The organism is Rhizobium cerradonense (assembly GCF_030182455.1).
Lineage (GTDB): Bacteria > Pseudomonadota > Alphaproteobacteria > Rhizobiales > Rhizobiaceae > Rhizobium.
Window position 1 is genome coordinate 201,586 of record NZ_JAQJCK010000003.1, and the last position, 23,750, is coordinate 225,335.

Below are 23,750 nucleotides of genomic sequence, written 5' to 3' on the forward strand. Positions count from 1 at the left end.
AGAGATGTATGAAATGGAAAGCAATTGTGGCTGCGACGGTTTTAGCCGGCGTCGCCTTTGGTTCCGTCGTTGCGGCCGATGGCACGCATGATTCCCGTATAGCCGTGATGAAGAAGGTCGGCGGTGCTGCCGGCGCTCTCGGCGCCATCGCCAAGGGCGACAAGCCCTACGACGCCGAGGTCGTCAAGGCCGCGCTGATGACGATCGCCGAGAACGCCAAGGCTTTCCCTGACCATTTTGGCCCGAACAGCGACAAGACCGATGCCGAGGTCAATCCGAAGATCTGGGATAACTTCAGTGACTTCAAGGCCAAGGCTAACAAGCTCTCCAGCAACGCCGAGACCGCGCTTGCCCAGCTCCCGGCCGATCAGGCTGGCGTCGGTGCCACGCTGAAGACCTTGGGCGGCGATTGCGGCGCCTGTCATCAGGCCTACCGCATCAAGAAGGACTGAGCGGTAGGTCGGCATAGCCCGAAATCAATTCAAGCATCCGCATCGGCTTTGCTGCCGATGCGGATTTTAGTATTTTTCGGTGCACGCTGAATGCGGGGGAGTGCGAGGCATGGTTGCGCGATTTGTCCGGTGGCTGCTCTGTCTGATCGGCGTTGTCATCTTCGGCTTCGGCGCTTTCTATGTCGTCACCGCGCCGTCGCCCTTGCCGGCCAGCCATTGGGCGAATTTGGGCGATCCCGATATCAAGAATGGCGAACAGGTGTTCTGGGCAGGCGGCTGTACGAGCTGTCATGCCGCGCCGGGTGCGCAGGGCGATGCCAAACTGCTTCTGTCGGGTGGGCTGGCGCTGAAGAGTCCCTTCGGCACGTTTCATGTCCCCAATATCTCACCGGATGAAAAGGCCGGCCTTGGCAGTTGGACGCTTGCGGAGTTCGGCAACGCCATGAAGCGCGGCGTCGGGAAAAACGGCGAACATCTCTATCCGGCTTTCCCCTACGGCTCCTATACGCGTATGAGCGACAAGGACATCAACGACCTCTGGGGTTTCTTGAAGACACTACCGAAGAGCAACAACGTCGCGCCGCCGCATGAACTGCCGTTCGCCTTCAACATCAGGCTGGCGCTTGGTGGCTGGAAGTTCCTCTATTTCAACGATCAGCCCCGCGTTGTCATCGCCAATGCCGACGACAAGATCAAGCGCGGCCAATATCTGGTAGAAGGCTCCGGCCATTGTGGCGAGTGCCACACACCGCGCGATGGGCTTGGCGGCTTTCTGAGGGACCAGTGGCTCGCCGGCGCCCCGAACCCGGAAGGCAAGGGCCGCATCCCCGACATCACCCCCGGTTCGAAATCCATGGGCGGCTGGAGCGCCGGCGATATCGCCAACTACCTGGAGACCGGCTTCACCCCCGATTTCGATAGTGTCGGCGGCTCGATGGCCGAAGTCCAGCAAAACATCGCCCGCCTGCCGGCCTCGGACCGCGAGGCGATCGCCGCCTATCTGAAGGCGGTGCCGGCGCGGTGAGACTTGCCGTCCGAACTGAAGAGACGGGAGAGTAGTGTAGACGCTGCCAATCAGCCCGCATCTGCAAACGCGTTCAATTCCTTTGCTGGTGAGGTAAGTGCCAGTTCGACGTCACGGCGGTCAACCGTGATAAGTTCTATTTCCGTGATCTGTATTGAAGTGGCAATCCTGTTGGCCTGCATCATGATCACCCGCTCGAACAGATTTCTAGCTTCGCGACCGTTTGCGAATGAAGCAGGCTTTGAATTGCTGCGAGCCTGAAATGCCTCAAGTATCAGCGCTTTAGCATCGGCGCTGATTTCGTAGTGATCTTTTCGGGCCGCGCGCAGAAATATTTCGAGCATTTCCTCGGCAGTATAGTCGGAAAACTCGATAACTCTTGGAAACCGTGATCTGAGACCCGGATTTGCATCCAAAAACTCGGCCATCTTGTCGGTGTATCCCGCGACAATCACAACAAGATCATCGCGTCTGTCCTCCATCAATTTTAAGATCGTCTCGATAGCTTCCTGCCCATAATCATTTTCGGAGCGACTCTTAAGGGCATAGGCTTCATCAATGAACAGAATCCCACCCGTCGCGTTATCGACAACGTTGCGCGCTCTCGCTGCGGTTTGGCCAACAAAACCGGCAACGAGCCCGGACCGGTCAACTTCGACTAGATGACCCTTGGATACCAGCCCAAGATGCCGATAGATTTGCGAAATCAAGCGTGCAACGGTTGTTTTCCCGGTTCCTGGATTGCCGGTGAATACCAAGTGGAACATGACATTTGGCACTGGCAGATTTTTCTCCCGGCGAAGCGATATTATCTTTGCCAGATTGACGAGGCTTTCGATTTCGAGCTTGACGTTTTGGAGGCCTACGAGGGCATTTAGCTCTTGCAGGCATCCTTCCAAATTGTCCGCAGCGCTGGTTCCAATCGATTTATTCGCGGTGCCGTTTGCGGACACATTTGAAGCCGCGTGGGTATTAACGTCGGGCTTTGCCTCTAAAGCGGCTCTCTTGGCTTTTAGTTCGGCATCCAAGTCTTGAGCGACATTCCGAAGCGGCCCAGTAAGCTTGGAAAGCTCATCGAGCTCTTGCTGTTTTATCGCGTTGTCTGCAAGGAAAAGCGCGTATGCCATCTTTTCCACCGTCGGAATGACGAGATCGTTGGCTGCAATATAATCGCCGGTTTGGCTAAGCTGCCAATTTGCAGCGATCTGCATCATGCAGGTGAAGATCGAAATGGCCGAGTTATGTAGAAAATCTCGGCTTTTCGCGTTATATAAGAGGTTGTTGTAGTGTGTACTTGAATAAGTTTCGCCAAGAATTGTATTAATTATTGCCGTTTCGGCGTCGCTTATAGTGTATTTTTCCGCAGAGCAAATTAATAGCAAAAATGCGAGTGCAGAAAGCTGCATTGACTTATCGAAGTCTTGCAAGTTGGTATCTTGCGCCAGTGCCGGTGTCTCAAGCCTAAACTGGTTAATTGTGCGGGTAAGTTCGTTCCAAGCCGCTAACGCATCCATTGCAGAGTTCATGATGTTCAGATGACCATGTGAGATGATGTGCAAATACAGGTTTGAAATTACTTTTATAGCAGTGTGGTAGTTGTAAATTTGAGCATTGGACGTGCTGCGTCAATAGCTTACCCCTGATATTGCAATTTTTATCTGATGTCGGGATTCAATTTCTTATCCTTCGCAGTTATGCGCACAACGATCTCAGAGGGCCTCGCGACGGAACGCGAGGGGAAGCCCACCCCGTCAAAAGTGAACCGCTGTTCCAAGACGTATCCTCGGCTGAGATCCAGAGGGCAGGTCTTTTTTCTAGCACATTTTGGTTGAAGTTTATAGCGCAACCAATTTCGGTTGCAGAGCAGAGGCGGGTCATCATGGGCGGAATGGCAGAGCGCAGAATTCCTTATTTCAGCCAGTGGGAGACGCCTGATATGACCACGGCGGTGCTAGCGGAAGGAGCGCGAGCCGCGCTGCTAAAGGACCCGCTTTGGGCAGGTTCGGGGGCGCGGGATGTCGAGGATTATGCCCGCTGGGCCGGCAATCTGTGTGGCATGGCCTGCCTGAAAATGATTCTTGCCGCGCGTACGGGCGAAATCATGCCGACCGTGGATCTGGCCATGGGATGCCGGGACTATGGCGGCTATGTCGAAGAACCGGATGGCAAGATCAAAGGGCTGATCTATGCGCCGTTCGTGCCCTTCGTCAAAGATCGGTTTGGCCTGAACACGAGGGTCGTCACCGGAATTCCCGTCGCAGATATCGGCGATATTCTGACCCAATCCGAATTCTTCATCGCCTCCGTCCACCACTCCATTCGCTGGCCGGACACCGAGCCGCCGTCGAAGGGCGGACACCTTGTCCTTGTGACGGCGGTCAACTCAGACACGATCCGCTTTCACAATCCCTCCGGGCATGAGTCCGCAACGCGTGAAAATGTCGAATTGCCCCTGGCGATATTCGACCGGTTCTTCGCCGGACGAGGGATCGTCATCGATCTCTAAAGACGGAAGATCTCTGGCGATCCCGGCATAGTTTGTCTCATGCAAGCGCCTGCAGATAGCGCATGCCGGTGACCGGGCGCGGCTTGAAATCCATTTGTTCATAGAAGCGGTGTGCCTGGACATTGCCGGTCGAGGCACTGACGGAGAGGTAGCCGCAGCCGGCCTTGCGGGCGATCTCGCGAGCGCGGTCGACGAGATGCTGACCGATGCCATGGCCGCGATGGCCGTCACGCACGAAGAGATGGTGCAGGTCCATGCCGCGCTGGCCTTCTTGCGCCCGGTAGAGCGGCACGAGGATGGCGTAGCCGATCAGCCCGGTTTCACCTTCCGCCACCAGCGCGGTGATCCACGGCACGGGGCCGAAGAGATCTCGTTCGAGCTGTTCCGGCGTCGCGGCGGAGGGATCGCCGTGATGGGCGGCGAGCAGCCGGATCATGTCGTTCAATTCTGGCAAATCGCGCGGATGCGCGCTGCGGATGGTGATGACAGGCGGGCGGAGAAGTGAAATTTCGCTATCGTCCAGCATGAGGTCTTGCGTCCTTTTTCGAATATGCCGTCAGGACGCTGCCGATACAACAAAGCCGCCTGACGGCGGCTTGTTGACAATATGATCTGTCCCGGCCGCCCCTTACAGGTACAGCCAAAAATACGAGCGATTGTGGAGCGCGTGCGTGATCATGGGCGCATAGATGATCTGGAATGGCGGATTTGTCAATGGGGAGAGTCAGCTCCTTCCCGCAGGCACGATCGGACAAGGCGCGGCGGCAACGCTTCGGGTCTTCGGCTCGTTGGCATCAAGATCGTACGCGTCAGTCTATCGCACCCCGCGCGTCGCTAAGGGTGGGTTTTCTTCCAGGGGGAATTATAGTATACCCCCCTATATTATAGATGAGGCCGACATGTCCCATACCGTCCGTGAGCAAGCCAAGCTTCTTTCCCGCGTCCGCCGCCTCAAGGGGCAGATGGAGGCGGTGGAGCGGGCGTTGGAGGCTGAGCGGCCCTGCGGGGAGGTCTTGCAGCTTCTCGCGTCCATCCGCGGCGCCCTGACAGGACTGACCGGCGAGATATTGGAAGATCATCTGCGGGAGCATGTGCTCGAAGCCGAAAGCGAGCCGGCCCGCCGTCAGGCGGTCGATGAAATATCCGATGTGCTGAAGACCTATCTGCGCTGATCAGAGTCTTTGGGATATCCAACGGGAGACTGATGTCATGAGTACTTCTTCGGATGCGTTGACGCATAGCCATGTGTTTCTGGGCTCCGCTCACCGTCGCAACGAGCGCCGCGTCTGGCTGGTCATTGCGCTGACGACAGTGATGATGGTGGTCGAAATCGCCGCCGGGACGTTGTACGGCTCGATGGCGCTGGTTGCCGATGGCTGGCACATGTCGACGCATGCCAGCGCCATGCTGATTTCGGCACTGGCCTATCTCTATGCCCGTCGCCATGCCCATAATTCTCGCTTCACCTTCGGCACCGGAAAGCTCGGCGATCTCGCCGGCTTCGCCAGCGCCATCATCCTCGCGATGATCGCGCTGTTGATGGCTTGGGAAAGCCTGCTGCGACTGCAGAATCCAGTGGCGATCAATTTTCGCGAGGCGATCGCCATTGCCGTTGTCGGCCTCCTCGTCAATCTCGTCAGCGCCTGGCTGCTGCGCGACGACCACGACCACCATCATGGGCACTCCCATGCGCATGGACATGATCATCATCATCATCACCACCATGATCATGACCATCATCACGGTCATAATCACGGCAAGGACAACAATCTGCGCTCGGCCTATGTCCACGTCATTGCCGACGCCATGACCTCGGTTTTGGCCATCATCGCCCTTCTGCTCGGCAGCCGTTTCGGCTGGACCTTTCTCGATCCCCTGATGGGCATCGTCGGCGGCCTGGTGATCCTGCAGTGGTCCTTGAGCCTAGCGCGTGCCTCGGGTTCAATTCTGCTCGACTTCATTCCGCAGGGTGAGACCCTGCCGGATGAGATCCGGGTGCTCATTGAAACGGGCGATGACCGCATTACCGATCTGCATGTCTGGCAGGTCGGACCCGGCCACCATGCGGCGATCGTCGCTGTTGTAACGCCGGAGCCGCGCGATCCTGCCTTCTACAAGGCACGGCTGGCCGATATTCACGAACTGTCGCATGTCACCGTTGAAGTCGTGGTCAAAAAAGCAGCATAAGCCCTGAGGGAAACTGGCCCTGTCAGAGGGTTGCCATATTCCTCGCTTAGCTCAGAATTCGGCTGATTCCGCTGGAGGCTTCCGCATGTCCACACCGCTTACCCGCCGCCGCCTTTTGGCAGGCTCGGCGCTGCTTTTCCCCGCCCTGACATTTGGCCCCGAAACCCTCTTTGCGCAGAATGCCAGCGCCAACAAGAGCCCCGACGCGACAGCTCCCGCGCCCGATGCATCCGATACTCAGGAGAATTCCGCGGCACCCGACAGCGGTCAGGACATGGAAGACGACCAGGGTCCCGATAATTCTCAGTTCACGGATGATGCCGACAAGCAGTTGGCGGATCTGGAAAAGAAGACGGGCGGTCGTCTTGGTGTTTCCGTGCTGGATACGGAAACCAATATTTCGCTCGGCTATCGCGAAGCCGAGCGGTTTGCATTGTGCAGCACCTATAAGGCGCTTGCGGTCGGTTTCGTGCTCGCGCGCGTCGATCAGGGCGTAGAGAAGCTCGATCGTCGTGTCACTTATGGCAAGGATGTTGTCGTTACCTATTCGCCGGAGACAGAAAAGCACGCCGGCACCGATGGCATGACGATCGCCGAACTCTGCGGCGCGGCGATCACGTTGAGCGACAACACCGCCGGCAATCTGCTGCTGGACAGCTTCGGTGGTCCGGCGGCGCTGACCGCATGGCTGCGCACCACCGGCGATACCGAAACCCGGCTCGACCGCAAGGAGCCCGACGTCAACCAGGCGATCAAGGACGATCCGCGCGACACGACGACGCCTGATTCCATGCTGGATACGATCGGCCTCCTGACGCTCGGCAATACACTGTCCGAAACTTCGCGCGATCAATTGACAAACTGGCTGGCCAACAACACCACCGGCAATGCCCGCCTGCGCGCCGGCTTGCCGAAGGAATGGAAGGTGGGCGACAAGACCGGTACAGGTCAGAACGGCTCCTACGCCGACGTCGCCGTGATCTGGCCGACCGACCGCGGCCCCATCCTCGTCACCACCTATGTCGGCGAGGCAACCGCCCCCGCAAAGGACATCGAGGCCGTCTTCGCCGAAGTCGGAAAGATCATCGCGGGCATGGTAGGGCTAAAATAGTAGCGTCTTGAAATGTGGGCAATAAAATCAAGGCGATACGATCTCGATGTGAATCAGGATCGTATCGCCTTGATGTCGTTTCGAGGAAGCTCAAGCGACGGATAAGGCAGCGGCGGCGCTATCCGTTTCATCGCTGTCGTCGGCCTGATTATCGCCGCCGAGCTGCTTTTTGATTTCAGCGGCGATCTGATCGTTGATTGCCTTCTGCTCATCGGGTGGCAGTTGCTTGAGAGAATCTTCCGTCAGATTGTGTTTTTCCAGATATTGGGCGCGGATTTTTTCCGCAGGGGTCATGTGCGCCCACTTGGTAAATTCGTCCAGAATATCCTGGCTGGACGTATCGCTCGACGAATCCGAACCATTGATGCTGGGAGCCGCGCTGTTGCTCTGATCGGCGTCGGCATCTGATGTCGATGGGGCCGTCTGTCCAGTCTGGCCGAGCCAGAAGCCGGAGGAGATGGAAGAGGGGACGCCGCTGGACGTGATCGAAGGCGCCTGCGTCTGCTGCTGGTCGCTGTCGTCGGGCAGCACGAATGGCGTGCGGTCGTCAGAATCCGTGTCCTGCTGGCTCTTGATGGGGCTGCTGAAAATGCTCTGGGTGCTATGATGAACTTTCATCGTCATGTCTCCCTGTGGTTGACGCGACGATGCCTCCGCAAACATGTCCGGGGCTTGTGTGCTAAGGCTCCCTTACGTTCCGCAGAAAGTCTGCAGCACCCGCTCCGCCGGCTGCGGCGGTTCGGCATAGGGCGCGAAGGCCGGCTGGTCCTCATAGGGCTTTGCAAGCACCGTCAGCAGCGCTTCGAACAATGAAAAATCCTCATCCTCGACCGCGGCTTCGATCGCCTGTTCGATTCGATGGTTGCGTGGAATGAATGCCGGGTTCACGCTCCGCATCGCCCGTGCTCGCTCGGCCGGCGCTTGCGGATCGCGGCTCAACCGTTCGCGCCAGCGCGTCAGCCACGGCTTGGTAGCTTCCGGATCCTTGAAACCGGCGGCAAAGGCCGTTTCGTTGTCCGCGCTATCGGCCAGCGCGCCAAGTCGGCGGAACGTCAACGTGAAATCCGCTTCCTGCTGTTGCATCAGCGTTAGCAGCGCCTGGATCAGATCGAGATCGTCGTCTTCCTCGGCTGCAAGGCCGATCTTGGCGCGCATGCCGGCAAGCCAAGGGGCCTGGAAGCGTTCGCCGTAGGCTTTGAGCACTGCATTTGCCAGGTCGACGGCTGCGTCCAGCGACGGATCGATCAACGACAGTAGGGTTTCACCGAGCCGAGCGATATTCCATTGGCCGATCGCGGGCTGGTTGGCATAGGCATAACGGCCCTGGTGATCGATCGAAGAAAAGACCATTGCCGAATTATAACTGTCCATGAAGGCGCAGGGACCATAATCGATCGTCTCACCGGAAATGGTCATATTGTCGGTATTCATCACACCATGGATGAAGCCGACATGCAGCCAGCGCGCGATCAAGGCCGCCTGTCGTTCGGAAACGGCCTCCAATAGCGCCAGATAGCGATTTTCTCTGTCCTTGATCTCCGGATAATGTCGGTCAATGACATAATCGGCGAGGATACGCAGGCTGTCCGTATCGCCGCGGGCGGCGAAAAACTGGAATGTGCCGACACGGATATGGCTTGCCGCAACACGGGTGAAAATCGCACCGGGCAGTACTTTCTCACGATAGACGCGCTCGCCGGTGGTAACCGCCGCCAGCGCCCGTGTCGTCGGAATGCCAAGCGCATGCATGGCTTCGCTGACGATATATTCGCGCAAGACCGGCCCGACCGCTGCCCGGCCGTCACCACGCCGCGAAAAGAGCGTGGGTCCGGCGCCCTTGAGCTGGATATCGCGGCGTCTGCCGCTACGATTGATGACTTCGCCAAGCAGGATTGCCCGGCCATCCCCGAGCTGCGGCACGAAGCCGCCGAACTGGTGGCCGGCATAGGCCATCGCAATCGGCTCGGAACCCGGCAGGAGCTTATTCCCGGAAAAGATCGCCGCCCCATCCCGTTCCAGTACATCGGCGTCCAACCCGAGATCGCCGGCCAATGCCCTATTGAACTTGACCAGCCGCGGCGCCGCCACCGGCGTCGGCGCCTGGTTCGCAAAAAACTGCGGCGGGAGACGCGCATAGCTATTGTCGAACGGTATCGGCCGCGCTTCGAGCACTGCATTGTCGTGAAGAGATGAGCTCATGCATCTAAGGTAGGGCTGGGGAGGGTGCGGTGCAAGGCGCTTGCCCAAAGTAGGAGATTATCCTACTTTATCCCACTGAACGTGAGGAGTTCGCTATGAACGAGAAATTGAGCATCTCGCTTCCCAGTGAGATGGTTGCCGCCATAAAAAGCCGTGTCGACGCCGGAGTTTACGCCTCAACGAGCGAGGTGCTGCGTGCTGCTGTTCGGGTGTGGTTGCGGGAAGAGGAGGAATATCAGCAACGGATCGCGGCGATCCGCCACAGGGTCGAGGCATCCTTGGATGATCCGAGATCGAATTTGAGTGGACACGAAGTCAAGCAGCGTCTTGATGCCTTTTTTGACAAACGCCGCTAACCTATGGAGCGATTTACGGTCGAATACCGTCCGGAAGCTGTTGAAAACCTTCTCGACATCGCCGCTTACGTGTTGGAGCAAAGCCAGAATATCAAGACGAGCGAAGGATACCTCAATCGCATCTACAGGCGCTGCGAAAAGATTGGCGATGCTCCCTTCGGCGGGGTCGCGCGAGACGATCTGGGACCTGGCATTCGCATGGCCGTTTTTGAACGAAGCGTCGTGATTCTCTATATCGTCGAGGGCGATCGAGTGCGTATCACGAACATAATTGCCGGTGGGCAGGACTACGAAACTCTGTTGCGATCACAACAGTAGATTCGCGATTTTGCAGTCTCGCCACGCTGCTTCTTTTCTCCGTCACCTCAAGCGCTCGCTGCCGTTCGCGGCAGGCAGGCTTCGCAGATTGCCGCAACGTGGCGATGGTCAGTACCGCAGCAGCCGCCGAGCACACGCAACTGCGGCATGCGGCGGGTAAGCTGCCGATAGCGACGGCCGAGATCGGCAGGGTCGCCGTCATCCAGCGTCTCGCTCTCGTCGAGTTCGGCATGGCTCATCATCGAGGCGTTGGCGCGTAGCCCCCAGATGCGTTTGACCCAAGCGCTATCCTCGTCAAGCGTGTTTTCAAAATGGCTCGGATGGGCGCAATTGATCATGTAGTAGGCGGGTGCGCAGCCGGTTGCAGCATCGGTACTTTCGATCGCTTCTTGTATCGTTCTTCCGGTCGCAAGCCTGCCGTCAGTCTCGACCGTGAACGAGATAGCGCATGGCATGCCTTGCGCCTTCGCGGCGCGAGCAATACCGATCGCCTCATTGATGGTATTGATCGTGAGTGCGGTCACCATGTCGGCCTCCGTGCCGGCGAAGCTCGCGATCTGCGGCGTGTGATAATCCTCGGCTTCCGCCGCATTCATCCTGCCCGCCTTGTAGCCGTCGCCGCGAGGGCCGATGTTTCCGCTAATAGTGATTGGGGCCGCAGGACGCTCATACTCCGCACGCAGCTCGCAAAGCAGCGTCACCGCATCCTCATTCACCGCTTTCAACGCTTGGGCATCATAGCCGAGCTTCTCGCCCCAATCGGCGTTGGCCCGCCATGTGGCGGTTTCAAGCACGAAGCCGGTGCCGCGACGACTGGCGATGTCGAGATAGCGTCGATAGTAATCCTTGATTTTCTCCCGTCCCTCCGGTGTTGCCAGAAGGACAAAGGAAGCGAATTGCGGCAGCTCGACGCCCTCATGAAAGATCAACACCGTTTCCATGCCGCCATCTGTCAGGAATATACCGCCTTTCTGTTGCGGCAGATCGTTTCGATATTTGGCCATTGTGATCTCCACCCGTTGATATCCCCAGCCGTTCGTTGGCATCGCAATGGTGGCGATTTTCTCTTATTGCCGTCTGCTAAAATAGGCGATTTGCGGTATACTATCGACGCGAGCAAGCATTTCATTTTCTATTCAAAGGCTTACGGCCTCGGCCCCGCATTGATCCGGAGGCGCGGGGCGGCGTTTGTGCAACAATACTGTACCGTCGGTACAGGAGGGGATCATGCGAAAGGGTGAGGAAACGCGCAGCCGGCTGCTGGAGGTTGCCGAAGCCGCGGTGCTGGCGAAGGGTTTCGGCGGCACCTCCATCGATGAATTGATCGCCGAAACCGGCATTACCAAGAGCGGCTTCTTCTATCACTTCCGCGATAAGAACGAACTCGCCAAGGCCCTTATCCAGCGCTACATCGAAAACGACAACCGGATTTACGACGAGATTTTCGGGCGTGCCCGTGAGCTGATGGACGATCCGCTGCAATCTTTCCTGCTTGGCCTGAAATTGGTGTCGGAATTGTTGTCCGATCTGCCGAATGGTCATCCAGGATGCCTGGTGGCAGGCTTCTGCTACTACGAACGGCTATTTGATCGCGAGGTTCAGGAGATCAACCGCGAGGCGGCCCTGACATGGCGGCGGAGATTTCGCCGCATGTTCGAGGAGATCATGGTGGTCTACGAGCCCCGCGAGCCGCTGGATGTCGATCAGCTCGCCGATATGGTGTCGACCGTGCTCGAAGGCGGCATCGTGCTATCCAAGGCATTGAAAGAGCCGAACAGCCTGGCGGACCAGATCCTGGTCTTCCGCAGCTTCATCAAGATGCTGTTCCGGCCGCGTTTCAGCTAGTTTTCCATCTCCCGCGCCATCTCCGCCAGTTTCCTCACCGTATTGAGGTTCCGCGACGTGCCCGCCTTCAGCGCCGGCAACTTCAGTTTCGAGCGACCGGAGCCATCGGGATAGTGGACATAGATTTCCCTGCCGGCGATATGCACTTCTTCGCCGTCGGGTGCCACCAGCTTGTCCAGGGCATCGTCAGGTGCGGGTTCCGGAAGGAAGTTGACGAGCAGGTAGTTCGGTTTGGCGTGCGGAAAGGGTGAGCCTTCCGCTGCGGCCTCCAATTCCTGGCGGCTGCGCAGCAGTACGCCCGGCGATTTGCCCATTTTCAGCCCCAGCGCCTCTTCCAGATCCTTCTGGACTGTCGCCTCGGCCTTGTCAGAGTGGAAAAGCACATTGCCGCTCTGGATATAGGTCTTCACGTCGGTAAAGCCGATCTCCTCGCAGAGCGCTTTCAAATCCGCCATCGGCAGAGCGCCGGTGCCGCCGACATTGACGGCACGCAGCAAGGCGACATAGACCGGCATGGGCTCCTCCCGAGATTTGCTAGATCTTCCCGGCGACCTTGATGGCAAAGCCGTATTCGAAGGCGATCTCTTCCAGGCGCTGGAAACGGCCCGAAGCGCCGCCATGGCCGGCATCCATGTTTGTCTTCAAGAGGATCGGCGCGTCTCCGGTGGTCTTTTCACGCAGCTTGGCTACCCATTTCGCCGGTTCCCAATAGGTGACGCGCGGATCGGTCAGGCCGCCGAGCGCCAGAATTGGCGGGTAAGGCTTCTCACCGACATTGTCATAGGGGCTGTAGGCTGCGATCTGCTCGTATTCTTCCTTGCTGTCGATCGGATTGCCCCATTCCGGCCATTCCGGCGGTGTCAGCGGCAGCGTGTCGTCCAGCATGGTGTTAAGCACATCGACGAAGGGTACGGCAGCGATGATGCCGGCGAATTTCTCCGGCGCCATGTTGGCGATGGCGCCCATCAGCATGCCGCCGGCCGAGCCGCCCTCGGCGATGATCTTCGCGTAGGAGGTGAATTTCTGCTCATTCAAATAGTCGGCCGCAGCAATGAAGTCCTTGAAGGTATTGGTCTTCTTGTCCATCTTGCCGTCTTCGTACCAGGCGAAGCCCTTGTCCTTGCCGCCCCGGATATGGGCGATGGCATAGACGAAGCCACGGTCGGCAAGCGACAGGCAATTGGTGTTGAAGCCGGCGGGGATGGTGATGCCGTAGGCGCCATAGCCGTAAAGGAGGCAGGGCGCGGATCCGTCGAGCGGCGTATCCTTACGATAGAGCAGGGTCACCGGCACCCGTTCGCCGTCCCAGGCAGGGGCGAAGACGCGACGCGTGACGTAGTCGTCCGGATTGTGGCCTGAGGGAACCTCCTGCGTCTTCAGCAAAGTGCGCTCGCGCGTCACCATGTTGTAGTCATAAAGCTGGCTCGGCGTCGTCATCGAGGAGTAGGAGAAGCGGATGACGTCGGTGTCGTATTCGGCTGCGCCCTGCAGGCCGAGCGAATAGGCCTCCTCGTCGAAGGCAATGGCATGTTCTTCGCCGCTGCGCCGGTCACGGACGATGATCCGCGGCAGGCCGTCCTTGCGCTCCAGCCAGATGAGATGGCGGGCATAGGCCATGTGATTGAGGATCAGCGTGCCCGGCTTGTGAGCCACGACATCGCGCCAGTTTTCCTTGGCCGGTTTGTCGACCGGCGTTTCCATGATCTTGAAATCCTTGGCATCGCCGTCATTGGTGAGGATGTAGAAGACATCGCCGCCTTCCGCCATTTCATACTCGATGCCGGTGTCGCGCGCGGCCACCAGTCTCGGTTCGGCCGTAAGATCGGAGGTCGGGATGATGCGGTATTCGCTGGTCTCGTGATCGTGGATGTCGATGAAGATGTAGTCATCCAGCAATGAACCGCCGACGCCCATGAAGAAGCCGGAATCCTCCTCTTCATAGACCAGCCGGTCGTCCGATTGCGGTGTGCCGACAATGTGGTGGAAGATCTTCGAGGGACGATGGTTCTCGTCCTGCAGCGTATAGAAGAAGCTCTTGCCGTCAGGCGCCCAGACACCGCCGCCGCCGGTGTTTTCGACCACGTCGGCAAGGTCTTCGCCGGTTTCCAGATTGCGGACCTTCAGCGTGAAATATTCCGAGCCCTTGTCGTCATAACCCCAGATGCCATGGCTATGATCGGTGGAATGATCGATGCCCGAGAGGCGGAAATAGGACTTTCCTTCGTTTTCCTTGTCGCCGTTGAGAAGGAGCTTGCGCTCGCCGCCATTGCGCGCCTCGCGGAAATAGTGCGGCTGTTCGCCGCCGGTGACGTAGAGCGTGCCATAGGCATAAGGCCCGTCCTTGACCGGTACGGAGCTGTCATCCTCCTTGATACGGCCTTTCATTTCGGCAAACAGCGCCTTCTGCAGCTCTTTCGTATCTGCCATGGCGGCGTTCATATAGGCGTTCTCGGCCTCCAGATGCGCCCGGATTTCCGGATCGAGGATAGACGTGTCCTTAAACATCGCCTGCCAATTGTCGGCGCGCAGCCAGGCATAATCGTCGCTGCGGCTGATGCCGTGGCGCGTGTCCGTGACCGGTTTTTTCGCGGCGGCGGGCGGGGTGGGGAGGCTCTTGAATGAAGACACGGGCAGGCTTTCTCCGGGATCAATGTCGGATATGAGGTGAGGAAGAGATAGAGGGCGCTTGCGTGAGGTTCAAGCGGCATTTGCCTGCTTAAGCCTCACGTAAGGGGATGATAACAGGCTTTAAATCTAGCTGACGGCGGCAAAAGAACTCGTTCAGAGCTGCCTTGATGTGACCACATTCTTTAACGAAGTCCGCTTATGTTGCGTCGATAATAAGGCGGCTTGAACCGCCTGGTCGAAGAGACGCTTCCCAGCCCGCAGTCAAGCAAGGGATCGGTCTTCATGCTGAAATTCATCGCCATTCTCATGCCGTTGGCCGCCATTGCGACGTCCGCTTTTGCCGTGGACGCGACCATGAAGAAGGAACTGGAGAAGCTCGATCCCTCCGAGCGGATGGAGCAGACCTGCGATGCTGAGGCCATGAAACGGATCGGCACCGAGCAGACCGGCTTCAAGCCCGACAAGGTCATCGCCTACACCTTCAGCGACCCTGCTATGGCCCCGGACTCGATGAATGCTCCCGGCGCGGTCTTTCGCAGCAAGGGGGATTGGTATCATCTCTCCTATCAGTGCACGACCGGCCCGCAGCATATTCATGTTCGGGATATGAACTACGCAATCGGCGAGAAGGTGCCGCGCGATAGCTGGCAAAAATATTATCTCTACGATTGATGCCTTCAGCGCCGTCTTTGGCGCTCTAGCCGGTAGAGTTCGGAGAGAACATGCTCCTGCACATCGGCATCCTGATGACAGACGGCGTCCGTCAGATCGCGTAGCGTTCCTCTCAGCGCATGAAGCTGATCTACCAGATCCATGACCAGATCGACTCCAGGCTCGTTGACGCCCATCGCGTTGATGAGGTCGAGGATCAACTGCCCGCGCGCCAGGTCGGCTTCGCGGAAATGCCGGCCTTCCCCGGTCGTTTCGGGAATGAGCCAGCCCTGTTCGATCCAAACGTCCAGCACCGCATTGTCGATCTCGAGGCGCAAACGAAACTCGCTCTCGTTCATGGCTCAGCCTCCCATGGTCTTTCTGGGATCATGCGTCTTGCCGGCCTGCCATTCGGAAACAAAGGCCGCAAGGTCCGCATCCGGCGCATCCGGCAGGACGATCTTCAACGAAACATAGGCGTCGCCGTTTTCCTTGCCAGGCACCGGCGCACCTTTGCCTTTCAGCCGCAGAACCTTGCCCGTGTTGGAGTTCGGCTGAAGGGTCACCGTGACCGGCCCGGAAGGCGTGGGCACACGGATTTTGCCGCCAAGCACCGCCTCCGCAAGCGAAATCGGCAATTCAAGTCTGATATCGTTGCCGTCGCGAACGAAGAAACGATGCGGGCGTACATGCACCTCGATCAGCGCATCCCCGGAGGCGCCGCCGCCAAAACCGGGATCGCCCTTGCCGCGCAGGCGCAGTGTCTGCCCGTCGCGGGTTCCCGGCGGTATCTGCACGTCGAGCGCCGGTCCGTCCGGCAGGCTGATCTGCTTTTTCGCGCCGTTGATGGCGTCGAGAAAGTCGACCTCCATGGAGTAGTGGCGATCCTGACCTTGCATTCCCGATTGGCCTCGGCTGCGACGTGAGAAGAAACTGGAAAGTATATCGTCGGCATCGCCGAAATCGGCGAAACCACCCGTGTTGCGATAGGGGCCGCGCTGGCCCTCGCTCGTCGCGTAATCGCGATAATAGCTACGTGGCGGCTGCTCCGCGCCGGTATTGTCGATCTCGCCGCGGTCAAAGCGCGCGCGCTTGTCCTCGTCGCCGAGGATGCCGTAAGCCGCGGAGACTTCCTTGAATTTATCCTCGGCTTGCTTATCGCCGGGGTTCAGATCGGGATGTAGCTTTTTCGCAAGCTTGCGATAGGCGCTTTGAATGTCTTTTTGCGGGGCGTCCCGTTTTACGCCCAGAATATCATAGGGATCACGGCTCATGGATGTTTCCCTTTGGGAGCATAGGAAAAGACGCAGATAGTGATCGGCAGGCGTGGTATCAATCGTATCATAAATGATAGCGCCTCTAGCCGCGACCCGGCAGAATGAACCATTGGCGCATTTGTGATGGGGAACAGGCGGCTTTGCGGGCAAGCCGCCATATTTCCGTCGCCTTGCCGGACGATGGCGGGCGCAGCGGCAAAGGAGTCTATGGCAATTATGCGCCTTTTCCGACAGACTTCATTTCATTCGATCCAACCGGTGGCTGCCTGATGAACCGTTTTGTGCTGACGTCCGCATTCGTGCTCGCCGCTTCGGCCGCCTTTGCCGCCGAGCCTTCGGAAAAGCCCGTTGTCTGGCCGCAGCTCCCGCCGAAGGCGGCGGTGTCGAACGTCAAGTTGGTCGAGCCCCATCTACACGTCAACCGCGCAGGCAAGGGCGCGCCGCGCATCGCCCTGACCTTCGATGCCTGCATGGGCAAGACCGATCCGCGCATCCTCAGCACACTAGTCGATCAGCATATCCCGGCGACGATCTTCGTCACCGCTCGATGGCTGCGCAGCAATCCCGAAGCGCTTGCCGTCTTCCTCGCTCATCCCGATATTTTCGAGCTTGAGGATCACGGTCAGAACCATATTCCCGCGGTCGATATCCCAACGACGGTCTATGGCATTCCCGCTGCCGGCTCGCCGCAGGCGGTCGCGCAGGAGGTCAAAGGCGGCGCTGATGCCATGATGGCCGCTGGCATTCCTCAGCCGCATTGGTTCCGGGGCGCGACGGCGAAATATAGCCTCTCGGCTATCGCTCAGATTCGCGGCATGGGCTATCGCATCGCCGGCTATTCCGTCAACGGCGACAGCGGCTCGCTGCTGCCGGCCAAGATGGTGGAAAAACAATATGCCTCCGCCAAGGATGGCGACGTCATCATCTCGCACATCAACCAGCCGACCCATGCCGCCGGCGAAGGCGTTGTCGCGAGCATCCTGGCGCTGAAGGCTAAGGGCGTGCAGTTCGTCCGCCTGCAGGATATCCCCGAGCAGGGGGATGACGATACGACGAACTGAGGCGGTTCGGCGTCGGCGCCCGATAGCTGGCGCCTTCATTGCGGTAATTGCGGCTGCACCTTTTCCTCGAAGAACAGCTCGTTGACTACGGTCATGACGATCAGCGACAGCGGCAGGGCGAGCATCGCGCCGACGGCGCCCCACATCCACGTCCAGAAGATGATGGCAAGGAAGACGATGAAGGGATTGAGTTCCCATTGTCGGCCCATCACCGCCGGAAAAACCAGATTTTCCACGGTGAGATGGACGGAGAAGAACGCGGCGGCGGGGAGGAGACCGAAGATGATATCGTCATGGGTGATGATGCCGGCGATCGCCAGCGCGGTCGTTATCGTCGTGATGCCGACGAACGGGACGAAGCTGGAAAGAAAGGCGAATATGCCCCAGAGGATCGGCGTGCCCATGCCGCCGATATAGGCGATGACCGTCATCACGACGCCGAGGCCCACATAGATCAGCGACGCCGTCGCAAAGTAGAAGCCGAGCACCTGCTCCACCGCATTGATGATGCGGATCGCCGTTAGCCGTGATGCCCGGGTGGAGAAGGTCATGATGATCGTCTTGCGCAGGCTGATGCGGCCGGCAAGGAACAACAGCAGCGCCGCAAAAAAGAGCAGGCCCTGGACGATGGCGGGCGTGAGGCTGGCGGCGAGAAGATGCAGCACATTGCCGGTGTTTTCGAGCAGCACATTGATGGACATCGGTCCGCTTTCAAAGGTTTGCGGTGTGATGTGCAACCATTTGATCTGTTCGAGATAGGGCATCAGCCGATCGACGGTACGCTGGAAAACGTTAGGCCCTTCCTGGGCGAGCGTCGCCATCGGCCCGGCGAGTGAATTGATGATCAGGAAGATGACCAGCGCCACCGCCGATGACAACAGAACGGCGTTGAGGACGCGCGGTACGCCAAGCTTGCTGAGCTTTTCCGCAGCCAGCCCGAGGATCATGCCGACGACGACGGCCAGGGTTACAGGGATGAGGATGATCGACATCATGTAGACGCCTGCCAACGCCAGCACAAGGAAGATGCCGATGAGAGCCCAGGCGGAGGCAATATCCAGCGCGTCCTTCTCGACGGGTGCTGACGAGCCATTGTCCAACTGCTCGGTGTCCGCTCGTAACGCATCCACCCAGGCGCTGGAACGCCTTTCGCTCGTGGCTCCCAATCTGCGCGCCTGTTTGCGTATGCCGTTGGCGATATCCATTCCGGACATGTCCCCGAAACCCCATTGCTTCGGTATGCAAACGCGAAAGGCCCGCCCTGGTTCCGGGGCGGGCCTTTGACATCATGGGTCAGCGGATTCGCGATCAGGCGATTAGATTGAGCCCGATGCCCCAGGGATCGCGCAGCGAAATCCCGCTGTCGCGTTTTTCCGTCTTGATCTCATGCACATCGAGCGCGGCGACCGCCTTGTCGAGCGCGTCCTTGTCGTTGAAACGCAGGGTGTAATCCGAAAGGCCGGTCATATCCTTGGACCGGACGCCGGCGCCGCGGCTGTTCCAGGTGTTGGCGCCGAGATGGTGGTGATAGCCGCCGGTTGCGAGGAAGGTCGCGCCGGGATAGCGCGCCGCCATGACGTTCATGCCCAGCACATCGCGGTAAAAGGCATTCGCCTCCGCAACGTCGCCGACCTGCAAATGGATATGGCCGATCGCCGAACCCTCGGCCATGCCATCCCAGCGATCCTGCGGCGCGCTTTCGTAAAGCTTCTGCAAATCGAGCCTGAGCGTCGCCATCTCGACCGTGCCATCGCTGTGGAATTTCCACTGTTCGTGCGGCCGGTCCGCATAGATCTCGATGCCGTTGCCCTCGGGGTCGGAAAGATAGATCGCCTCGCTGACGATGTGGTCGGACGCGCCTTCGAGACCTACGCCATTATGTGCGGCGTGCCGTAGCCAGCGAGCAAGCTCGATGCGATCGGGCATCAGAAAGGCGGTGTGGAACAAGCCCGCGGCGGTTTGCGGCGCTCGTTTGGCCGCACGATCCGTTGTCAGAACCAAAAGCGGCTGGCCGGCAACGCCCAACACCTCGCCGCTGGCCGTCTTTTCAATGACCCTCAGGCCTAGCATCTGCTGGTAGAAGCGCGACACCACCGCCAGATCGGTGACGATCAGGTGCGACTGTCCGACATAGGCGGGACGCGTAAGCGCATAGGAAAGGGCAGTTTCGGTCATGCGAGTGTTCCAACCTCAATATTCTGCAAGAGAGCAACCGGCGCGGCGGAGAAGACGTCGCCAATAGCGGGGCTTGGAAAGCTTTCGCCGGTTGATGTGCCTCTTCAGAATTCAAGCCCGCTGTACTTGACCTAGATATGGCCGATTCCGATTGTTCACAGAAGGCCCGAAATTACAGATTGAGCGTTCGCTGGTTGTTGACAGCCGCGCGATCAGCTCACCCGCCATTTACCAAGATTTACTTATATGTCCGTTTCACCCGCTTGTCTCCAACCCCTTGAGGTGCAACGATCAAAGGCGACGTCGAGCAATTGGAACACGCATGCATGCCCGAAATCAAAGGCATTCGTTGGGCCTATGACCGATATGAAGTGATCGTTGACAGCATCGTCAACGGGATTGGCGTCGTCTTTGCTTTGATCGGCGCGACCGTGTTGATCTTCTATGCGACGGTGTGGAGCTCCTATCGCGAGATCGCTGCCGCTTGGATCTATGGCGTCGGCCTCGTTCTGACGTTGGCCATGTCCTTTACCTACAATCTGTGGCCGGTGTCGCAGACGAAGTGGGTCCTGCGGCGTTTCGATCACTCGGCCATCTTCGTCTTGATCGCCGCCACCTATACGCCGTTCCTGGAGCGCGGCGCCGAGGATCCGCTGTTGTTTGCCATGCTGATTGCCATCTGGATTTTTGCCGGCTTCGGCATCGCGCTGAAATGCGTTTTCCCGGGGCGGTATGACCGATTGGCGATCCTGCTTTATCTTGCCATGGGCTGGAGCGGTGTGCTGGTGGCAAGGTCCGTTTCCATGCATATACCGTACGCGTCGATGCTGCTGATCGTCATCGGCGGCGTCATCTATTCGCTAGGCGTAATTTTCCATGTCTGGGAGAAGTTGCGCTTTCAGAACGCCATCTGGCACGGCTTCGTGCTCGCTGCCACCGCAGTGCATTATTCGGCGGTGCTGACCTGTTTCAGCCTGTCACCGGAAAACTCTTGAGATCTGCGTCGTCGGCGTGCATTTCCTCGTCGGCTGCAGGCTGCGCACCAGGCGCATGACGATGGCGTCGAAGCGCTGCATGTCCGTCTTCGGATAATCCATCTGGAAGAAGGCGGCGCCGCCATTGCAGAGTGCTACGCCGCGCACATAGACGATGCGGCCCTGCCTCGTGCCCGAGAAGCTGATGCCGCGCGAGGTCGATTTCGAATAGGAAATCTGCCAGCCTTCGTCCTTGGCGATTGCGACGCGGACATTCGCTTCCGCCGAAAAGTCGCCATCGAGGATATTGGTGCCGAAAACAAGCAGCCGTGCCGACTGATCGGTCGGCGTCAAGGTCAGTCCGTCGCCATTGTCCGAACGGGTCGAAAGGCGGAATTCCGAGGGTAGTTCGATTTCATAGCCAAACCGCGCATTGTCATAGGACCACCAGTCGGCAGCCAGTGCCGGCACAGCAGAAAAGAAAAGGAGGGCGGTCAGGCGCGCGAGCATTGCGGTTTCCGGGAGGCGGGATCTGCAAACCAGCTATGAATAGCGCATTTTTCAGCAGAAATTCCATAGTGATTCTAAGAATGATCAGAAAATAGCTTCAATTCGTTACGGTTTCATTGCGAGCCATGCAGGAATGGCGGATTTACTTCGTCAATATCGCGGAGTATGCCGCCATCGATGCCTTAAACGATTGGACAATTCGACTATGGACCAAGCCGTGCTGCTTCGTGACGCCACCGAGGCTGATCTGCCCGCGATTTGCGAGATCTACAACCACGCGGTTCTGCACACGACCGCGATCTGGAACGACACGTTGGTCGACGTCGATAACCGTATTGAATGGCTCAAAGCGCGCAAGGCGAGGGGCTTTCCGGTCATTGTCGCCGAGAAGGACGGGAACGTCGCCGGCTATGCCTCCTACGGCGATTGGCGTGCCTTCGACGGTTACCGGCATACGGTCGAAAATTCCGTTTATGTCGACAAGGATCATCGCGGCCTCGGTATCGGCGAGGGTTTGTTGCGCGAACTCGTCGCCCGTGCCGCCGAAGGCAATATCCACGTCATGATCGCCGCCATCGAAACCGGCAATGCCACCTCCATCCGCCTGCATGAAAAACTCGGCTTCCGCATCGTCGGTCAGTTTTCCGAAGTCGGCACCAAGTTCGGCCGCTGGCTGGATCTGACCTGCATGGAGCTGCGCATAATGGTCTAGGGCGTGAACTCATTAACGGCTGGCAGACCGGGAAGTGAGACAGCGCGAGCGGAGGGCCGACTTTTCGGATAAAGTTCTCTTTCCGATCATCTGAGGGCGCTAAGATGTTGGCCTCTGACTTAACGAATTTTATCGAGCAGGATCATCTGGCTTTAGATGCTTTCGTGAAGGGCGATCCTGAACCTTTGAAAGATCTCTACTCGCGACGGGATGACGTCATTATCGCTAATCCGTTCGGGCCGCCGGCGAAGGGGTGGGAAAGGGCCGCCGCGACCATGGAACGGGCTGCAACCAATTACCGGGACGGCGAGGCCACCGGCTTTGAGCGCATCTCCGAGTACGCGACGGCGGACTTGGGGTACATCATTGAGGTCGAGCGGTTCCGGTCCAAGGTCGGTGGCGGCGACAAACTGGTGCCGATCGCGCTTCGGGTCACCACCATATTCCGGCGGGAAGAAGGCGCGTGGAGGATCGTCCTTCGTCACGCCGATCCGATAACCTCAGCCCGCCCGCCGGCGTCCCTAGTTAGAGAGTAAAAGGGTTGCCGGACCCGGCTGGGACGGCCACGCCTAGCGCGCAGTCATTCCCGCGTCATAGCTTGACGCTATCCAAGCAACGGCAGATCTGAATCGTGATTTTCATCGCGGGTATCCTTCGTTGCATCCTCCGAAAATGCAGATAGCCGTCGTCGGCGCAGGGATTGTTGGGGCATCCATAGCCTATCACCTGGCACGCCGCGGGGCGCGAGTGCATTTGTTTGACGAGGGCCCGGCACCAGCCGCGGGCGTCACCGGCAAGGCCTTCGGCTGGGTCAACCTCATCAATGGCGACCCGACGGCAAATTACGCGAATTATCGCATCTGGCGCGAGGCGATCACTGAATATCAACGTTTGAAGGCCGCCCTTCCGAAGGCCCTGCAGCATGCGCGGACGGGTTCTCTGATGTGGCATCGGACGGCGGCGGAGACGGAGGCGTTGGTACGGGAGCATCAGGCTGCGGGTGCAACGGTCGAACTGGTGGATGCCAAGACGATCGCCTGGTGGGAGCCGGAGCTTCGCGAAGTGCCGGAATGCGCCGCCTTTTCTCCCGACGATCTCGCGCTGGATCCGGCACAGCTCGCGCGGACATTTGTAGACGCCGCGATCGCTTTCGGCGCTAAGGCGGATTTCGATCAGAAGATCGTCGCGCTCGAAACATCTGACAGCCGGATCACCGGTGTTCGGACGGCAGGGCAGGTCGTTTCGGCGGATGTCGTCGTGCTGGCTGCCGGCACATCGGTCGATGCGCTGATTTCGCCCTTGGGACTGGCGATCGGCGTCGAAAGCTCGCCCGCCGTGCTGATGCAATTTTCCGCTGACCGGCCCTTCCTCAATCGTATTCTTCGCGGGCCGGGTTTGGAAATTCGTCAGCGGCCTGACCATTCGCTGGTCTCCGCCGCAAGCTGCAGGAGCGCCGCCGAAGAGGAGGCGCCGCGGGCGATCGGACATCGGGTGCTCGACGTGATGAGACGAAAGCTCGCTCTGCCCGATGGTGTCGAACTGCGGCAGGCAGCCGTTGGCTACCGCCCGGTCTTCGCCGATGGGTTTCCGAGGCTTGGCTTCTTGCCCGGCGTCGATGGCGCCTATGTCGCCGTCGCCCATCCCGGCGTCATTTTAGCACCCTTGCTCGGCCGGTTGACGATGGAGGAGATCATGGAGGGACAACGGTCGGCGCTGGTGCCCGGGTTTAACGTGGCAGCTTTTCCCGCCAGCTAATTCTGGCGG

General features: G+C 58.8%; 27 protein-coding genes. 15 read left to right on the top strand and 12 right to left on the bottom strand.

Translation table 11 applies throughout. The features are described 5' to 3' along the window. Window positions 1–8 precede the first annotated feature (8 nt). Together PH547_RS08580 and PH547_RS08585 are read left to right on the top strand one after the other, a co-directional pair. Window positions 9–452, top strand: coding sequence for a c-type cytochrome (locus PH547_RS08580; protein WP_104822401.1), 444 nt, complete (start codon window positions 9–11; stop codon window positions 450–452). Between the two features lie 109 nt (window positions 453–561). Continuing rightward, on the top strand, window positions 562–1,476 hold the full coding sequence (locus tag PH547_RS08585; protein WP_285168003.1) for a cytochrome c: 915 nt from the start codon (window positions 562–564) through the stop codon (window positions 1,474–1,476). 50 nt (window positions 1,477–1,526) lie between these two features. Here the strand turns inward: PH547_RS08585 and PH547_RS08590 are convergent, their stop codons facing one another. Next, window positions 1,527–2,990: an AAA family ATPase gene (locus PH547_RS08590; RefSeq protein WP_260303415.1), complete on the bottom strand. Its 1,464-nt coding sequence runs from the start codon at window positions 2,988–2,990 to the stop codon at window positions 1,527–1,529. Window positions 2,991–3,364: 374 nt separating this feature from the next. Here PH547_RS08590 and PH547_RS08595 point away from each other — a divergent pair, with 374 nt between their 5' ends. Beyond that, a complete protein-coding gene (locus tag PH547_RS08595) occupies window positions 3,365–3,982 on the top strand; it encodes a C39 family peptidase (RefSeq protein ID WP_283051201.1) in 618 nt (205 codons plus the stop codon). A 37-nt stretch (window positions 3,983–4,019) separates the two neighbouring features. On the opposite strand, the gene PH547_RS08600 is transcribed toward PH547_RS08595, so the two are convergent. Further along, a complete protein-coding gene (locus PH547_RS08600; RefSeq protein WP_104822404.1) occupies window positions 4,020–4,508 on the bottom strand; it encodes a GNAT family N-acetyltransferase in 489 nt (162 codons plus the stop codon). A 373-nt stretch (window positions 4,509–4,881) separates the two neighbouring features. Here PH547_RS08600 and dmeR point away from each other — a divergent pair, with 373 nt between their 5' ends. The 3 genes from dmeR (at window position 4,882) to bla (ending at window position 7,280) form a co-directional block, all read left to right on the top strand. Further along, entirely contained in the window at window positions 4,882–5,154 is a 273-nt protein-coding gene (dmeR, locus tag PH547_RS08605) for a Ni(II)/Co(II)-sensing transcriptional repressor DmeR (protein ID WP_104822405.1), read from the top strand. 37 nt (window positions 5,155–5,191) lie between these two features. After that, window positions 5,192–6,169: a CDF family Co(II)/Ni(II) efflux transporter DmeF gene (dmeF, locus tag PH547_RS08610; protein WP_285168008.1), complete on the top strand. Its 978-nt coding sequence runs from the start codon at window positions 5,192–5,194 to the stop codon at window positions 6,167–6,169. Window positions 6,170–6,254: 85 nt separating this feature from the next. After that, window positions 6,255–7,280, top strand: a complete 1,026-nt coding sequence (bla, locus tag PH547_RS08615; RefSeq protein ID WP_283049595.1) for a class A beta-lactamase — start codon at window positions 6,255–6,257, stop codon at window positions 7,278–7,280. Between the two features lie 90 nt (window positions 7,281–7,370). Here bla and PH547_RS08620 read toward each other — a convergent pair whose 3' ends face one another. Further along, the gene (locus PH547_RS08620) at window positions 7,371–7,898 is read right to left on the bottom strand and encodes a hypothetical protein (protein ID WP_285168014.1); all 528 of its coding nucleotides are present in this window, start codon (window positions 7,896–7,898) and stop codon (window positions 7,371–7,373) included. 72 nt (window positions 7,899–7,970) lie between these two features. Next, on the bottom strand, window positions 7,971–9,479 hold the full coding sequence (locus tag PH547_RS08625) for a protein adenylyltransferase SelO (protein WP_260303419.1): 1,509 nt from the start codon (window positions 9,477–9,479) through the stop codon (window positions 7,971–7,973). 95 nt (window positions 9,480–9,574) lie between these two features. Between PH547_RS08625 and PH547_RS08630 the strand changes: the two genes are divergently transcribed. Next, window positions 9,575–9,835 (top strand): ribbon-helix-helix domain-containing protein, encoded by a 261-nt coding sequence (locus tag PH547_RS08630; RefSeq protein ID WP_104822410.1) that lies wholly within the window; start codon window positions 9,575–9,577, stop codon window positions 9,833–9,835. A 3-nt stretch (window positions 9,836–9,838) separates the two neighbouring features. Continuing rightward, window positions 9,839–10,153, top strand: a complete 315-nt coding sequence (locus PH547_RS08635) for a type II toxin-antitoxin system RelE/ParE family toxin (RefSeq protein WP_285168018.1) — start codon at window positions 9,839–9,841, stop codon at window positions 10,151–10,153. Window positions 10,154–10,200: 47 nt separating this feature from the next. Here the strand turns inward: PH547_RS08635 and PH547_RS08640 are convergent, their stop codons facing one another. Continuing rightward, on the bottom strand, window positions 10,201–11,157 hold the full coding sequence (locus PH547_RS08640; RefSeq protein WP_285168020.1) for a homocysteine S-methyltransferase family protein: 957 nt from the start codon (window positions 11,155–11,157) through the stop codon (window positions 10,201–10,203). A gap of 223 nt (window positions 11,158–11,380) precedes the next feature. Here PH547_RS08640 and PH547_RS08645 point away from each other — a divergent pair, with 223 nt between their 5' ends. After that, window positions 11,381–11,998 carry a TetR/AcrR family transcriptional regulator gene (locus PH547_RS08645; RefSeq protein WP_285168022.1) on the top strand — a complete coding sequence of 206 codons (618 nt, stop codon included), beginning with the start codon at window positions 11,381–11,383 and terminating at the stop codon, window positions 11,996–11,998. Here PH547_RS08645 and PH547_RS08650 read toward each other — a convergent pair. Continuing rightward, window positions 11,995–12,513, bottom strand: a complete 519-nt coding sequence (locus tag PH547_RS08650) for a DUF1697 domain-containing protein (protein ID WP_285168024.1) — start codon at window positions 12,511–12,513, stop codon at window positions 11,995–11,997. The genes PH547_RS08645 and PH547_RS08650 overlap by 4 nt on opposite strands. A 19-nt stretch (window positions 12,514–12,532) precedes the next feature. Beyond that, window positions 12,533–14,626 (bottom strand): S9 family peptidase, encoded by a 2,094-nt coding sequence (locus PH547_RS08655; protein WP_285168026.1) that lies wholly within the window; start codon window positions 14,624–14,626, stop codon window positions 12,533–12,535. A gap of 282 nt (window positions 14,627–14,908) precedes the next feature. Between PH547_RS08655 and PH547_RS08660 the strand changes: the two genes are divergently transcribed. Next, complete coding sequence (locus tag PH547_RS08660; protein WP_104825026.1) at window positions 14,909–15,298, top strand: DUF930 domain-containing protein; 390 nt, start codon at window positions 14,909–14,911, stop codon at window positions 15,296–15,298. Between the two features lie 5 nt (window positions 15,299–15,303). On the opposite strand, the gene PH547_RS08665 is transcribed toward PH547_RS08660, so the two are convergent. Both PH547_RS08665 and PH547_RS08670 read right to left on the bottom strand, forming a co-directional pair. Next, complete coding sequence (locus PH547_RS08665; RefSeq protein ID WP_104822416.1) at window positions 15,304–15,636, bottom strand: chaperone modulator CbpM; 333 nt, start codon at window positions 15,634–15,636, stop codon at window positions 15,304–15,306. A gap of 3 nt (window positions 15,637–15,639) precedes the next feature. Then, a complete protein-coding gene (locus tag PH547_RS08670) occupies window positions 15,640–16,551 on the bottom strand; it encodes a DnaJ C-terminal domain-containing protein (protein WP_104822417.1) in 912 nt (303 codons plus the stop codon). A gap of 272 nt (window positions 16,552–16,823) precedes the next feature. Between PH547_RS08670 and PH547_RS08675 the strand changes: the two genes are divergently transcribed. Further along, window positions 16,824–17,615: a polysaccharide deacetylase family protein gene (locus PH547_RS08675; protein ID WP_285168205.1), complete on the top strand. Its 792-nt coding sequence runs from the start codon at window positions 16,824–16,826 to the stop codon at window positions 17,613–17,615. A gap of 35 nt (window positions 17,616–17,650) precedes the next feature. Here PH547_RS08675 and PH547_RS08680 read toward each other — a convergent pair whose 3' ends face one another. Continuing rightward, the gene (locus tag PH547_RS08680) at window positions 17,651–18,820 is read right to left on the bottom strand and encodes an AI-2E family transporter (RefSeq protein ID WP_104822418.1); all 1,170 of its coding nucleotides are present in this window, start codon (window positions 18,818–18,820) and stop codon (window positions 17,651–17,653) included. Between the two features lie 103 nt (window positions 18,821–18,923). Further along, complete coding sequence (locus tag PH547_RS08685; RefSeq protein WP_285168029.1) at window positions 18,924–19,790, bottom strand: VOC family protein; 867 nt, start codon at window positions 19,788–19,790, stop codon at window positions 18,924–18,926. Between the two features lie 326 nt (window positions 19,791–20,116). On the opposite strand from PH547_RS08685, the gene trhA reads away from it, so the two are divergent. Beyond that, entirely contained in the window at window positions 20,117–20,785 is a 669-nt protein-coding gene (gene trhA, locus PH547_RS08690; RefSeq protein ID WP_104822420.1) for a PAQR family membrane homeostasis protein TrhA, read from the top strand. On the opposite strand, the gene PH547_RS08695 is transcribed toward trhA, so the two are convergent. Next, complete coding sequence (locus PH547_RS08695) at window positions 20,768–21,274, bottom strand: hypothetical protein (RefSeq protein WP_285168032.1); 507 nt, start codon at window positions 21,272–21,274, stop codon at window positions 20,768–20,770. The genes trhA and PH547_RS08695 overlap by 18 nt on opposite strands. A gap of 205 nt (window positions 21,275–21,479) precedes the next feature. Here PH547_RS08695 and PH547_RS08700 point away from each other — a divergent pair, with 205 nt between their 5' ends. From PH547_RS08700 to PH547_RS08710, 3 genes are all read left to right on the top strand, one after another. Then, window positions 21,480–21,986, top strand: a complete 507-nt coding sequence (locus tag PH547_RS08700) for a GNAT family N-acetyltransferase (RefSeq protein WP_285168034.1) — start codon at window positions 21,480–21,482, stop codon at window positions 21,984–21,986. Window positions 21,987–22,090: 104 nt separating this feature from the next. Further along, window positions 22,091–22,522 (top strand): YybH family protein, encoded by a 432-nt coding sequence (locus tag PH547_RS08705; protein ID WP_285168036.1) that lies wholly within the window; start codon window positions 22,091–22,093, stop codon window positions 22,520–22,522. Window positions 22,523–22,658: 136 nt separating this feature from the next. Then, window positions 22,659–23,741 carry an NAD(P)/FAD-dependent oxidoreductase gene (locus PH547_RS08710; protein ID WP_285168038.1) on the top strand — a complete coding sequence of 361 codons (1,083 nt, stop codon included), beginning with the start codon at window positions 22,659–22,661 and terminating at the stop codon, window positions 23,739–23,741. Window positions 23,742–23,750 lie beyond the last annotated feature (9 nt).

Excerpts from the sequence above, each read along its gene's own strand:
- PH547_RS08590 (WP_260303415.1), bottom strand. The coding sequence starts at position 2,990 with ATGGATGCGTTAGCGGCTTGGAACGAACTTACCCGCACAATTAACCAG.
- PH547_RS08585 (WP_285168003.1), top strand. The coding sequence starts at position 562 with ATGGTTGCGCGATTTGTCCGGTGGCTGCTCTGTCTGATCGGCGTTGTC.
- trhA (WP_104822420.1), top strand. The coding sequence starts at position 20,117 with ATGCCCGAAATCAAAGGCATTCGTTGGGCCTATGACCGATATGAAGTG.
- PH547_RS08580 (WP_104822401.1), top strand. The coding sequence starts at position 9 with ATGAAATGGAAAGCAATTGTGGCTGCGACGGTTTTAGCCGGCGTCGCC.
- PH547_RS08680 (WP_104822418.1), bottom strand. The coding sequence starts at position 18,820 with ATGGATATCGCCAACGGCATACGCAAACAGGCGCGCAGATTGGGAGCC.
- PH547_RS08700 (WP_285168034.1), top strand. The coding sequence starts at position 21,480 with ATGGACCAAGCCGTGCTGCTTCGTGACGCCACCGAGGCTGATCTGCCC.
- PH547_RS08640 (WP_285168020.1), bottom strand. The coding sequence starts at position 11,157 with ATGGCCAAATATCGAAACGATCTGCCGCAACAGAAAGGCGGTATATTC.
- dmeR (WP_104822405.1), top strand. The coding sequence starts at position 4,882 with ATGTCCCATACCGTCCGTGAGCAAGCCAAGCTTCTTTCCCGCGTCCGC.
- PH547_RS08635 (WP_285168018.1), top strand. The coding sequence starts at position 9,839 with ATGGAGCGATTTACGGTCGAATACCGTCCGGAAGCTGTTGAAAACCTT.
- PH547_RS08670 (WP_104822417.1), bottom strand. The coding sequence starts at position 16,551 with ATGAGCCGTGATCCCTATGATATTCTGGGCGTAAAACGGGACGCCCCG.
- PH547_RS08600 (WP_104822404.1), bottom strand. The coding sequence starts at position 4,508 with ATGCTGGACGATAGCGAAATTTCACTTCTCCGCCCGCCTGTCATCACC.
- PH547_RS08645 (WP_285168022.1), top strand. The coding sequence starts at position 11,381 with ATGCGAAAGGGTGAGGAAACGCGCAGCCGGCTGCTGGAGGTTGCCGAA.
- PH547_RS08625 (WP_260303419.1), bottom strand. The coding sequence starts at position 9,479 with ATGAGCTCATCTCTTCACGACAATGCAGTGCTCGAAGCGCGGCCGATA.
- PH547_RS08695 (WP_285168032.1), bottom strand. The coding sequence starts at position 21,274 with ATGCTCGCGCGCCTGACCGCCCTCCTTTTCTTTTCTGCTGTGCCGGCA.
- PH547_RS08650 (WP_285168024.1), bottom strand. The coding sequence starts at position 12,513 with ATGCCGGTCTATGTCGCCTTGCTGCGTGCCGTCAATGTCGGCGGCACC.
- PH547_RS08620 (WP_285168014.1), bottom strand. The coding sequence starts at position 7,898 with ATGAAAGTTCATCATAGCACCCAGAGCATTTTCAGCAGCCCCATCAAG.
- bla (WP_283049595.1), top strand. The coding sequence starts at position 6,255 with ATGTCCACACCGCTTACCCGCCGCCGCCTTTTGGCAGGCTCGGCGCTG.
- PH547_RS08665 (WP_104822416.1), bottom strand. The coding sequence starts at position 15,636 with ATGAACGAGAGCGAGTTTCGTTTGCGCCTCGAGATCGACAATGCGGTG.
- PH547_RS08675 (WP_285168205.1), top strand. The coding sequence starts at position 16,824 with ATGAACCGTTTTGTGCTGACGTCCGCATTCGTGCTCGCCGCTTCGGCC.
- PH547_RS08705 (WP_285168036.1), top strand. The coding sequence starts at position 22,091 with ATGTTGGCCTCTGACTTAACGAATTTTATCGAGCAGGATCATCTGGCT.
- PH547_RS08595 (WP_283051201.1), top strand. The coding sequence starts at position 3,365 with ATGGCAGAGCGCAGAATTCCTTATTTCAGCCAGTGGGAGACGCCTGAT.
- PH547_RS08710 (WP_285168038.1), top strand. The coding sequence starts at position 22,659 with ATGCAGATAGCCGTCGTCGGCGCAGGGATTGTTGGGGCATCCATAGCC.
- dmeF (WP_285168008.1), top strand. The coding sequence starts at position 5,192 with ATGAGTACTTCTTCGGATGCGTTGACGCATAGCCATGTGTTTCTGGGC.
- PH547_RS08685 (WP_285168029.1), bottom strand. The coding sequence starts at position 19,790 with ATGACCGAAACTGCCCTTTCCTATGCGCTTACGCGTCCCGCCTATGTC.
- PH547_RS08660 (WP_104825026.1), top strand. The coding sequence starts at position 14,909 with ATGCTGAAATTCATCGCCATTCTCATGCCGTTGGCCGCCATTGCGACG.
- PH547_RS08630 (WP_104822410.1), top strand. The coding sequence starts at position 9,575 with ATGAACGAGAAATTGAGCATCTCGCTTCCCAGTGAGATGGTTGCCGCC.